General features: G+C 72.5%; 9 protein-coding genes. 1 reads left to right on the plus strand and 8 read right to left on the minus strand.

Features of this window, described 5'->3' with window-relative positions; genetic code table 11:
- Positions 1-212: 212 nt before the first annotated feature.
- The 8 genes from ACFVU9_RS42965 to ACFVU9_RS43000 form a co-directional block, all read right to left on the minus strand.
- Positions 213-866 carry a 4'-phosphopantetheinyl transferase gene (locus tag ACFVU9_RS42965; RefSeq protein WP_387603086.1) on the minus strand — a complete coding sequence of 218 codons (654 nt, stop codon included), beginning with the start codon at positions 864-866 and terminating at the stop codon, positions 213-215.
- A gap of 97 nt (positions 867-963) precedes the next feature.
- Entirely contained in the window at positions 964-3,297 is a 2,334-nt protein-coding gene (locus ACFVU9_RS42970) for an arylsulfatase (RefSeq protein ID WP_387603089.1), read from the minus strand.
- Positions 3,294-4,898, minus strand: a complete 1,605-nt coding sequence (locus ACFVU9_RS42975; RefSeq protein ID WP_387603091.1) for an ABC transporter ATP-binding protein — start codon at positions 4,896-4,898, stop codon at positions 3,294-3,296. The genes ACFVU9_RS42970 and ACFVU9_RS42975 overlap by 4 nt, the downstream gene beginning before the upstream one ends.
- Positions 4,895-5,731, minus strand: a complete 837-nt coding sequence (locus ACFVU9_RS42980; RefSeq protein WP_387603094.1) for an ABC transporter permease — start codon at positions 5,729-5,731, stop codon at positions 4,895-4,897. Before ACFVU9_RS42980 ends, ACFVU9_RS42975 begins: the two co-directional genes overlap by 4 nt.
- Before the next feature lie 4 nt (positions 5,732-5,735).
- Positions 5,736-6,680: an ABC transporter permease gene (locus ACFVU9_RS42985; RefSeq protein ID WP_387603097.1), complete on the minus strand. Its 945-nt coding sequence runs from the start codon at positions 6,678-6,680 to the stop codon at positions 5,736-5,738.
- A gap of 11 nt (positions 6,681-6,691) precedes the next feature.
- Positions 6,692-8,278 (minus strand): ABC transporter substrate-binding protein, encoded by a 1,587-nt coding sequence (locus ACFVU9_RS42990; RefSeq protein WP_387603100.1) that lies wholly within the window; start codon positions 8,276-8,278, stop codon positions 6,692-6,694.
- Positions 8,279-8,331: 53 nt separating this feature from the next.
- A complete protein-coding gene (locus ACFVU9_RS42995; protein WP_387603103.1) occupies positions 8,332-9,306 on the minus strand; it encodes a TauD/TfdA dioxygenase family protein in 975 nt (324 codons plus the stop codon).
- 476 nt (positions 9,307-9,782) lie between these two features.
- Positions 9,783-9,986, minus strand: coding sequence for a hypothetical protein (locus tag ACFVU9_RS43000; protein WP_380447600.1), 204 nt, complete (start codon positions 9,984-9,986; stop codon positions 9,783-9,785).
- 252 nt (positions 9,987-10,238) lie between these two features.
- Here ACFVU9_RS43000 and ACFVU9_RS43005 point away from each other — a divergent pair, with 252 nt between their 5' ends.
- Positions 10,239-11,180 carry a phosphatidylinositol-specific phospholipase C gene (locus tag ACFVU9_RS43005; protein ID WP_387603108.1) on the plus strand — a complete coding sequence of 314 codons (942 nt, stop codon included), beginning with the start codon at positions 10,239-10,241 and terminating at the stop codon, positions 11,178-11,180.
- The last annotated feature ends 104 nt before the right edge of the window (positions 11,181-11,284 follow it).

Raw genomic sequence — 11,284 nt, forward strand, 5'->3', positions numbered from 1 at the left:
CTCCGGGGGCTGGATGATTTTCCGACTGCCGACTCTGTGGGTGGGGGGCTTGGATCGTTGGCAGTCTGAAAATCACCCGTCACGCCCCTCTCCGCGGCCACCCCCTCCGCCACCCCCTCCCGCAGCGCACCCTCTCGCTGGGGAGGGTTTGGGGGGAGGGGGGTGGTTGGGGTGGGTGCGTTGGTGCGGGGTGGTTCGGGTATGGGGATCGGTTACGGGGTGACGGCGATGGCGGTGGCCAGGAGGCCGTCGCGGACTGACCAGCGGCCCTCGAAGCCGTCTATGCGGCGGGTGCCGACGATCGGGCCGGGGACCAGGAGGCGGGCTGTGAAGGTGCCGTCGGGGGAGAGGACGAGGTCGGCCTCGCTGGTGTCCAGGAACTTGCCGGTCAGCGGGAACCACGCCTTGTAGACGGACTCCTTGGCGCTGAACAGGATGCGGTCCCACGGGATGTCGGGGCGCAGCAGCAGCAGCGAGGCGATCCGCTTCCGCTCGTCGGGGAGGGAGATGATCTCCAGTACGTCGTCCGGGAGCGGCAGCGCGGGTTCGGCGTCGATGCCGACGGAGGCGAGGTCGGTGGCGCGGGCGACGACGGCGGCGCGGAACCCGTCGCAGTGGGTGAGGCTGCCGACGACGCCGTCCGGCCAGCTCGGCGCGCCCAGGTGGCCGGGGATGATGGGGCGGTAGGCGACGCCGAGGCGGGCGAGCGCGGCGCGGGCGCAGTGGCGGGCGGTGGTGAACTCGCGGCGGCGCTTGTCGACGGCCTTGGCGATGACGGCGGCCTCGGCGGGTTCGAGTCGGGCCTCCGGCGGGTCGTTGTAAGCGACTTCGACCGCCACGACGTCCGGCAGCAGGTCCCCGATCAATGCGTCCTCCCCTGGGTCGGTCGCGCGGGCCCCGCCGCGTCCTGTCGAGCGTAACGCGGCGGGGGCCGTGGGAACCGGGACTTGGCGATCTTGGCGGCTATTCGAAGGCGGCTGCCGCCGCCTGTAGTGCCCGGGCGACGGTTTCCGGGTCGTACGGTGCCGGGTCGCCGGGCACGTAGGTCACCGAGTGGAGGGCGCCGGTGTAGCGGAAGGAGCGGTGGCGTTCGTGGACGGGCCAGGAGACCGGGGACTTGCGGTCGACGCCGACGCTGATGCCCTGGAACGGTGCCATGCCGATGAGTTGGTGGACGGGCCCGAGCCGGCCGGTCTCCGCGCCGTCGACGTGCAGGCGGAACAGCCACTTGAGGTCGGCGACGGCCTCGGCCGCGACGGTGACGAGCCGGCTGCCGGCCGGGAGCGGTCCGGCGTCGGTCTCGTGCAGCTCGCCGTACTGGTTGTAGGCGAAGCGGAGGCGGCCGTCCTCGACGTAGAGGCTGTAGCCGCCGCCCTGGTCGCCGTGGGAGACGAGCACGCCCTGGTCGCCGTCCCGGTGGTCGTCGAGGGCGACCTCGATCGTGAAGGAGCGGAAGGAGATCAGCCGGGAGGAGCGGTAGCGTTCCAGCTCGGGGGTGCCGGGCAGCAGCGTGACCGGGCGCCGCAGGCGTTCTGCCTCGGGCCCGCGCAGGGCGAGGGCGCCGCTGCCGTCGGCGAGCGGGAAGACGCCGTTGCGCCAGGCGGCGGCCTCCCAGGCTTCTGACAACTCCTTGACCAGGGCGGGGTGTTCGGCGGCGACGTCGTGGATCTCGGTCGGGTCGGTGCGCAGGTCGTACAGGGCCCACTCGCCGTCGTCGTACGGCGTGCCGGGGCGGTGCAGCGTCACGAGCTTCCAGCCGTCGCGGTAGTAGCTGCGGTTGCCGGTCATCTCGCAGTACTGCTCGGAGTGCGTACTGGCGGCGCCGCTGTCGCGCAGGACGGAGGTGAAGCTGATGCCGTCCAGGGACTGCACTGGTTGGTGGTTTCGGTTCGATGGCCGGTCTACGGCTGCGAGTTCGAGCAGCGTCGGCAGGATGTCGGTCACGTACTGGTACTGCGTGCGGACGCCGGTGTCGCCCTCGGTGCGGGGGAGGCCGGCGGGCCAGGAGAGGACGAACGGGACGCGGACGCCGCCCGCGTACGTCTGGCCCTTGTAGAAGCGGAACGGGGTGTTGGAGGCCATGCCCCAGCCGCGCGGGTAGTGGACGAGGCTCTGCGGGCCGCCGATCAGCTCGATCTCCCGCTCGACGTCCGGGTTCCAGTCGTCGGGGAGGTCCGGGTGGTGGACGAACCGGCTGAAGTAGCTGCGGGTGCCCTCCGGGCCGCCCTCGCCGGTGCCGCCGTTGTCGCTGGTGAACACGATGATGGTGTTGTCGAGTTCACCGAGGGCGGCCAGGGTGTCGGTGAGCCGGCCGAGGTTCTGGTCGACGTTGTCGACCATCGCCGCGTACACCTCCATGTAGCGGGCGTACAGCTTCTTCTGGACGTCGGTGAGCTCGTCCCAGGGGCCGACGTCGTACCCGGCCTCGGCGTTGCGGTCGGGCAGTTCGGTGCCGGGCGGGAAGTGGCCGGCGGCGAGCTGGCGGGCGAAGCGGGCGGCGCGCAGTTCGTCCCAGCCGCCGTCGTAGCGGCCCTTGTGGCGGGCGAGGTCCTCGGGCTTGGCCTGGAGCGGGCCGTGGACGGCGTTGTGGGCCAGGTAGAGGAAGAAGGGCTTGTCCTCGTCGTGGGCGCGCAGGGACTTGACCATCGCGATGGCCTGGTCGGTGACGTCGTCGGTGTAGTAGTAGCCGTCGGGGAACTCGTCGATGTCCAACGGGCTGTTGTCGCGCACGAGTTGGTGAGGGTGGAACAGGCTGGTGAGGCCTTCGAGGACGCCGTAGTACTGGTCGAAGCCCTTCTGCAGCGGCCAGTTGGCACGGTCGTCGGCGGCGCTGGAGGCGGAGTCGCGGGTCAGGTGCCACTTGCCGACGGCGTAGGTGGCGTAGCCGGCGTCGTGCAGGAGTTCGGCGAGGGTGGGGATGTCGCCGGCGACCTCCATGCCGTAGCCGGGGAAGCCGGGGTCGGCGTTGGCGACGAAGGAGTAGCCGACGCGGTGCGGGTTGAGGCCGGTGAGCAGGGCCGCGCGGGCGGGCGAGCAGAGCGGCATGGTGTGGTAGTTGGCGAGTTTGACGCCGGTGGCGGCGAGCCGGTCGAGCGTGGGGGTGGGGATCTCGGCGCCGAACGGGCCGATGTCGCTGTAGCCCATGTCGTCGATGAGGACGACGACGATGTTCGGCGCGCCCTCGTGCGGGCGGACGCGGGCGGGCCAGGCGGGGGTGGACTCGCGGAAGGTGCGCCCGACGGTGCCGGGGAAGCCGGCGTACGGGTCGCGGCGGTGCGGGTCTGGAGAGGTGGTCACGCGGTGCTCCGGGTGGTGGGCCGGGCCTCGTCCGGACGGGGGACGGCGGCCAGGAGTTCGGCGGTGTACGGGTGTTCGGGGTTGGTGACGACGCGGTCGGCGGGGCCGGTCTCGACGATCCGGCCGCGGTGCATGACGGCGATCCGGTGGCTGACCCGGCGCACCACGGCGAGGTCGTGGGCGATGAACAGGACGGCGAGGCCGAGTTCGCGCTGGAGCCGGGTGAGCAGGTCGATGACCTGGGCCTGGATCGAGACGTCGAGCGCGGAGACCGGTTCGTCGCAGATCAGCACGCGCGGTTCGGGCGCCAGCGCCCTTGCGATGCCGATGCGTTGGCGTTGGCCGCCGGAGAAGGCGCGCGGGTGCCGGTCGGCCACCGCCGGGTCGAGGCCGACCTGGGTGAGCAGGTCGGCCACCCGGGCGGCGCGCGCGGCGCGGTCGCCGAGGCGGTGGGCGACGAGCGGCTCGGCGACGATCTGTCCGACGGTCATCCGGGGGTTGAGCGAGGAGTACGGATCCTGGAAGACCATCTGGATCTCTCGACGGGGCGTCCGGCCCAACGGTTCGCCGCCGTAGCGGATTTCACCGGCCGACGGGGCGTGGACCTGGACGAGCGCCTTGGCGAGCGTGGACTTGCCGGAGCCGGACTCGCCGACCAGGCCGAGCGTCTCGCCGGGGTGCAGCACGAGGTCGACGCCGTCGAGGGCGGTGACGGACCGGCGGCGGGAGCCGTAGGTCTTGCGCAATCCGTCGACGGTGAGCAGGGGTTGGGTGCCGGGGGTGCTGTTGGCGGCGGCCGTGGAGGGTTCATCGAGGCGTGGCACGGCTGACAGGAGTTGTCGGGTGTAAGGGTGTCGGGGGTCGGTGAGGATGTCGGCCGTGTCGCCCTGCTCGACGATCCGTCCCGCCCGCATGACCAGGAGCCGGCGGCAGGTGCGGGCGATCACGCCGAGGTCGTGGCTGATCACGACGAGGGCGGTGCCGCTCTCCCGGTTGATCCGGGCGAGCAGGCCGAGGATCTGCTGCTGGACGGTCGGGTCGAGCGCGGTGGTGGGCTCGTCGGCGACCAGCACCTCGGCGTCGTGGGCGAGCGCGAGGGCGATCATGATGCGCTGGCGCTGGCCGCCGGAGAACTGGTGCGGGTGGTCGCGCAGGCGGTCGGCGGCGTCCGGGATGCCGACCAGGTCGAGCAACTCGACGGCGCGTGCGGTGCGTTGGGCGCGCGGCAGGGAGCCGTGCGCGCGCAGCGCCTCGTCCAGCTGCCGGCCGATGGTGAGGACGGGGTTGAGCGAAGACATCGGGTCCTGGAAGATCATCGCGATCCGCCTGCCGCGCAGCGCCCGCAGCCCCTCCTCGGGAAGGCCGGCGAGGTCCTGCCCGGCGAGTTCGACCGAGCCCGTGGTGATCCGGCCGCCGGGGGGCAGCATGCGGAGCAGGGCGAGGGCGGTCGTGGACTTGCCGGAGCCGGACTCGCCGACGATCCCGAGGGTGTCGCCGGGGGCGAGGCCGAAGCCCGCGCCGTCGACGGCCGGGGGTTCGGCGGCGGTTCGGGTGCCGTCGAACTCCACGGTGAGGTCGGTTACTCGGAGCACGGGCGTCATCGGCGGATCCCCCGGTTCAGGGCCTCGGCGAGCAGGGTGAAGCCGAGCACCAGCGCGGTGGTGGCGGCGAGCGGCCCGGCGGCGAAGGCGGGGTGAGTGGCGAGGTAGGCGACGGACTGGCTGAGGATGCTGCCGAGGGTGGGCTCGGGCGGCCGGACGCCGAGACCGAGGAAGCTCAGCGCGCCCTCGATGAACACGCCGACGGAGAGGGCGACGGCGGTCTGGACGATCAGCGGGTCCACGGCGTTCGGGACGACGTGCCGGAGGAGGACCCGCCGCCGGGTGGCGCCGCCGACGCGTGCGGCGACCGCGTAATCGCGTTCCCGCTGCACCAGGATCCCGGCGCGCAACTGGCGCCCGAAATAGGGGATTTCGGCGATCGCGATGATGACGACGACCGGCCAGCGGCCCGGTCCGAGCACGGCGGTGACGGCGAGCCCGAGGATCAGTCCGGGGAAGGAGAGCAGCAGGTCGAAGGCCCGCTGGACGGCGAGGTCGGCCCACCGGGAGGTGGCCGCGAGCAGTGCGAACGCGCAGCCGAGGAGCGCGCCGGCCGGCACGGCGAGCAGGACGATCCCGAGGTCGGCGGTGATCCCGTGCAGGACCCGGCTGAACAGGTCGCGGCCGAGGTCGTCGGTGCCGAGCGGGTGTCCGGCGCCCGGCCCGGCCAGGGCGAGCGGACCCTGGGCGTCCGGGTCGGCGTCGGTGAGCAGCGGGGCGAGCAGTCCGGCGAGGGCGGGCAGGCCGACGAGGGCCAGTCCGGCGAGGCCGCGCCAGGTCGACAGGCCTGTGAGGTAACGGTTTCGGCCAAGCGGAAGGGTGGTGGTGGTCATGGGGTCACTCCCAGCGGACGCGCGGGTCGAGGCAGGCGTGCACCAGGTCGGTGAGCAGCTGGACGGTGACGTAGACGGCGACGACGAGCAGCAGGAGGTCCTGCACGACGGGGTAGTCGCGGCGCGCGACGCCCTGCTCGATCAGCTGGCCGAGCCCGGGCCAGGCGAAGATGCGTTCCACCAGGACTGCTCCGGCGATGAGTTGGCCGATCTGGAGGCCCAGCACGGTGACCGCGGGCGGCAGCGCGTTGGGCAGGACGTGCTGCCAGAGGATGCGCCGGCGGGAGACGCCGAGGGCGGTGGCGGTGCGGACGTAATCCTCGGCGAGGGCGCGCTCGATGCCGTCCTTGAGGTAGCGGGCGAGGATGGCGGCGCTGGGCAGGGCGAGGCAGACGGCGGGCATGAGGAGGTACTGGACGGCCAAGTCCGGTGCGTCGAGCAGGGATTCGTGTCCGCCGGCCGGGAGGATCCGGAGCGAGACGGCGAAGACCAGCACCAGGAGCACGCCGGTGACGAACGGCGGGACGGCGAGGACGGCGGTCGTCACGGCCCGGACGGCGGCGGCGACCGGGCGTCGTCCGGTGGTGGCGCCGAGGACGGCCAGCGGCACGGCGATCAGCACGACCAGGAGCAGGGCCCCGGCGGTGAGTTGGACGGTCGCGGCGATCCCGTCGCCGATCAGGTCGGCGACCTGCCCGCCGATCGCGTAGCTGGGCCCGAGGTCACCGCTGATCAGGTGCCCGAGCCAGCTCAGGTACTGGCCGAACAGCGGCTGGTCGAGCCCGAGTCGGGCGCGGATGGCGGCGACGGCGGCGGGCGAGGCGTCCGGGCCGGCGAGCGTGGTGGCCGGGTCGCCGGGGATCAGCCGGAGGATGAGGAAGACGAGGAAGGAGGCGAGGACGAGGACGAGCAGCCCGCTGGGGAGCCGTTTGAGCAGGAAGGTGCGCACGTGCGGCTCCATCAGGCCGTGAGGTGGGCGTCGTCGAGGTTGAGGTAGCTGTACTTGTTGAGGGTCGCGCCCTGGACCTTGCGGCCGGCGACCTCGACGAGTCCGGCGATGGCGAGGTCGATGACGAACGCCTCGTCCAGCAGGACGTCGGTGATCTGCCGGTAGAGGGCCGCGGCCTCGGGGCCGTCGCCGGCGGGGCGGTTCCAGGCCTTCTGCACGATGTCGGTGTAGGCCGGCGAGGAGAAGTGCGAGCTGTTCCTGGCCTCGTTGAACGGGTAGGCGCTCACCGCCAGGGTGGCGGGCTGGAGTTGGGCGAAGCCGTGGCTGAGCGTCCACAGCGCGGGCATGGTCTGGGCGATGAGCTGCTTCTGCATGGTCGGCGAGTCGGTGGGCTGGAGGACGAGCTCGATGCCGACCTGCTTGAGGTCGTACTGGAGGATCTGCGCGATCGCGGTCGAGCCGGGGTCGGCGGTGTGCGCGAACGGCAGGCTGATCGTGCCGAGCCCGGCTTCCTTGAGCAGCGCGCGGGCCCGGTCGGGGTCGTGGTGGTAGTGGGCGGCGTCGGCGTCGCCGTACGCGGGTGAGGACTTGGGCCAGGGGACGGAGGAGACGGTGCCGTAGCCGCCGAGCGCCTGCTGGACGAAGCGGTCGCGGTCGATCGCCCATGCGATGGCCTGGCGGACGCGCTTGTCGCCGACGTGCTCGGCGGTGACGTTGGCGCCGATGTAGTAGGCGCCGGCGCCGGTGTCGTACTGCTTGATCCGGAACTGCGGGTCGTCCTTGAGCGTGGCGACGTCCTTGCCGCGGACGTTGTAGGACAGGTGGGTCTGGCCGGTCCTGAGGGAGGACAGCAGGGATTCGGGCTGCGGGATGATCCGGATCTCGACGCCGTCGAGGTGGGGCCGCCCCGGGTTCCAGTAGGCGTCGTTGCGGGCGAAGGTGAGCGAGGAGCCGGGTTTGCGGTCGGTGAGGGTGAACGGGCCGGTGCCGATCAGCTTCGCCCCGGCGACGGCCTCCTCGACGGTGTCGCGATCCGGGATGATCATGAACTCGAAGAGGTCGAACAGATTGCTCACCGGGTGCGCGAGGACCAGTGTCAGCTCGAAGTCGCCGTTCTTGCGGAAGTCGGTGACGGTCGCGGCGGTGGACCGCAACTGGGCCGAGCGGACCGGGTTCTGGAGGTTCTGCACCGCGAACACGACGTCGTCGGCGGTGAACCGCCGTCCGTTGTGGAACCGGACGTCCTCGCGCAGCCGGAGCGTCACGCTCGTGCCGTCCGGGGCGACCTGCCACGAGGTGGCGAGCTCCGGCTGCGGGCGCAGTTGGTCGTCGTACCTGGTCAGCGTGTTGAAGACGAGCCGCTGGACGAGCGTGTTGGCGCTCTGGGCGAAGAGCAGGCTCGGCGTGACGTCGACGCCGGTGCCCACCGTCAGGACGCCGCCCTTGCGCGGGCCGGCCGAGGCGTCGGCGGCCGGGGCCGCCTGGTCGGCCGCCGACCGGCAGGCCGCGAGGGCCAGCAGGCCGGCTCCGGCGGCGCCGCCGCGCAGCAGGGCGCGGCGGGTGAGGCCGGGGGCGGGGGGAGTGGTGGATGCGGTCATCGGGTGGGTCCTTCGGTGCTGGCGCAGGGACGGCGGTGGGCGTGGGCGCGGGGTCAGGCGGCCGGTTCGAGGTCCTCGCCGAGCTCCTTGTCGAGTTCCTCGTGGAGTTCCTCGGCAGGGACGAGGCCGGCCACGCGCGGCGGGTCGACGGGCGCCAGGAGCCGGCTCGGCGTGCCGTCGACGCCGATCGGGAGGTCGCCGTCCAGGGTGATTCGGCGCACCAGGCGGGGCTCGTCGCCGTAGTCGTTGACGGCGTAGTGCTGGGTCGCGCGGTTGTCCCAGATCGCGACGTCGCCGACCTGCCAGTCCCAGCGGACGGTGTTCTCCAGCCGCTCGACGTAGCGCTGGAAGATGCCGATCAGCGCCCGGCCGTCGGCGCCGGAGACGCCCTGGATGCTCTGCGCGAACGCGCCGAGCAGCAGGGTCCGTTCGCCGGTGACGGGGTGCACGCGGACCACCGGGTGCTCGGTCTTGAACGCGGTGGAGACGAACACCTCGCGGAACAGCTTCGCCACCTCGGCGTTGTCCGCGAGCTCGGGGCGCAGGGCGAGGTTCGCCGCGTAGTCGTAGTCGTTGGTGTGGACGGCGCGCAGGCCGTCGGCGAGGGCCTTGAGCGGCGCGGGGAGGTCCTGGTAGGCGGCGGCGGTGTTCGCCCACACCGTGCTGCCGCCGGCCTGCGGGAGTTCGAGCGCGCGGAGGATGGAGGCCTTCGGGTAGGAGGGGACGAACGTGACGTCGGTGTGCCAGTTGTTGGCCCGCACGCCCTTCGTGGCATCGAGCTCGAAGACGTACCGGCCGTCGGCGCTGGGCACGGTGGGGTGGCCGACCGGGTGACCCAACAGGCGGGCGAACGCCTCGTGTTCGGCGTCGTCGAGGTGCTTCTGGCCGCGGAAGAACAGCACCTTGTGCTCGTACAGGGCGGCTTCGAGGGCGGACACGGTGTCCGCGGGCAGGTCGCCGCCGAGGCGGACGTCGTGGACGATCGCGCCGATCCGGCCGGCGGCGGGGGTGAGGCGGAGGTCGGTCATGGTGGATGTCCCTTCGAATCCCCTGGCGGGGACGGGTGATGGCAGCAGCGGCCCGTGGTCCGGGCACGGCTGGGCCGGGGCGAGCGAGCGGGCGGGGTGGGGCGGCACGGCGGAGGGCGTGCGGGGAGCGGTCGGTGCGCTCGGGGGCCGGTGGGTGCGCCCGGAGGTGTGGGGCGGTCAGAGCGCCCGGGTGCCGCGACAACAGCGGCGGGCGGGGAGGGCGGCGGCGCGCGGGACGCGCTGGACGGCGGTGTGCACGGGCCCTCCTTCCGGCTCGCTGCGACGCGGTTCGGGGCTCATCGTGCTGAAGGCCGTGGGCCGATGTCAATCGGCATCTTGGCTGGTGGGAACGGGTGTTGCGGCGCTGTGACGGTGTGTTGCGGGATGTGTCGCGCGGTGGCGGGCGCGTGTTTCCGGGCAACGCGAAGCCGCCACCGGCGGTGTGTGCCGGTGGCGGCTTCGGTGGCGGACGCGGTCTACTGCCCCAGGAGCCGGGCGAAGTCCAGCCCGAGGCTGCCGAGCACCGGCAGTGCGCCGAGGTCGGTGACGGCGCCCACGGGGATGCTGTAGCCCTGGTTCACCTCGCGGACCTGGGGCGCGGCGGTCGCGGTCGCGGCGGTCGCGGCGGCGGGGACGGCGAGGGCGCCGAGGAGCAGGGCACTGAGCAGGGCGGTGCGCATGGGCGGGCCTCCGGAGGCTGGCGTGATGGCCTGACAACACCGGCGGCGGCGGTGCGGTCACGCGGCTTCGCCCCTTCGGCCGTATTCGTCATGATTCCCGACTTGTGTTCATGGCCGTACGGAGGCGGTTCGGTGAGGACCGTGCGCGCGTGAACCACCTTGCCCCCTGGGCACGTTGGAGCATAGTGAGAGCACCACTTCCTGCGGGCGCCCCGCCGGGCGCCCCCGAGTCCGGGAGTACGGATGAGCCTCATGCCCCGCCGCACAGCCCTGAAGGCCGGTGCCGCCGCGCTCGCCGCCGGCGCGCTGACCGCCCCCGCGACCGCCCCCGCCGTCGCGGCGGGCCGCGTGCCGCGCGCCGCGGAGGTCGACGACCGGGAGTGGATGGGCCGTCTCGACGACGGCGTCCCGCTGACCGGCCTGACCGTCCCGGGCACCCACGACTCCTGTTGCACGGACCCCCTCCACGGCACGGAGTGGTCGCACACCCAGAACTGGGGCATCCCCGACCAACTCCAGCGCGGCATAAGGTTCCTGGACATCCGCTGCAACGGACTCGAAGGCACGGCGAGCGAGTTGGGGATCTACCACAGCGACAACTACCAGTACATCCGGCTCCAGGACGTGCTCAACCAGTGCACCTCGTTCCTGAGCGCGCATGCGGGGGAGGTCGTGGTGATGCGGATCAAGAACGAGTACGCGGGCGGCAACCGGCTCGACGCGGCCGAGTTCCAGCGCCGGATCGACTACTACCTGGACGACTTCGGCTTCCGGCGCTGGTTCTGGACGGACGCCCGCTGGCCCGCCCTGGGCGAGGCGCGCGGGAGGATCGTGCTGGTGGCCGACTTCGAGAACCCGTGGTCCGTCATCCAGTGGTCCAGCGGCACCAACGACTGGTTCGACACCCAGGACCGCTGGGACGGCGTCGAGAACTCCCAGAAGGCGCGGCTCGTCACGGCCCAGTTCGACAAGGCCTTCCTGGACCCGGGCGCGACGCGGATGTTCGCGAACTTCACCAGCTTCTCCGGCGGTCTCGACTTCCCGCGGCACAACGCCCGGTTCATCATGCCCGAGGTGTTCGCCTACCTCGATGCGCGGAAGGCCGAGCGGGCCCGGTTCGGCATCGTCCCGATGGACTTCCCCGACCAGTACCCGGCGATCCTCCGGCTGCTGATCGACAAGAACTTCGTGTGAGGAGCCCGGGCCGCGGGTCGGGGCCGGTCCGGGGGGGGGCCCCCCCCCCGGGGGGGGGGGGGGGGGGGGGGGGGGTGGCACAGGACGCCCAGGCGGCCGCCCCC

This window comes from Kitasatospora sp. NPDC057936 (assembly GCF_042887525.1).
In the GTDB taxonomy this organism is placed as follows: domain Bacteria; phylum Actinomycetota; class Actinomycetes; order Streptomycetales; family Streptomycetaceae; genus Kitasatospora.

Coding starts and splice junctions, on each gene's coding strand:
- ACFVU9_RS42975 (WP_387603091.1), bottom strand. CDS start 4,898: ATGACGCCCGTGCTCCGAGTAACCGACCTCACCGTGGAGTTCGACGGC.
- ACFVU9_RS42980 (WP_387603094.1), bottom strand. CDS start 5,731: ATGACCACCACCACCCTTCCGCTTGGCCGAAACCGTTACCTCACAGGC.
- ACFVU9_RS42990 (WP_387603100.1), bottom strand. CDS start 8,278: ATGACCGCATCCACCACTCCCCCCGCCCCCGGCCTCACCCGCCGCGCC.
- ACFVU9_RS42995 (WP_387603103.1), bottom strand. CDS start 9,306: ATGACCGACCTCCGCCTCACCCCCGCCGCCGGCCGGATCGGCGCGATC.
- ACFVU9_RS43000 (WP_380447600.1), bottom strand. CDS start 9,986: ATGCGCACCGCCCTGCTCAGTGCCCTGCTCCTCGGCGCCCTCGCCGTC.
- ACFVU9_RS43005 (WP_387603108.1), top strand. CDS start 10,239: ATGCCCCGCCGCACAGCCCTGAAGGCCGGTGCCGCCGCGCTCGCCGCC.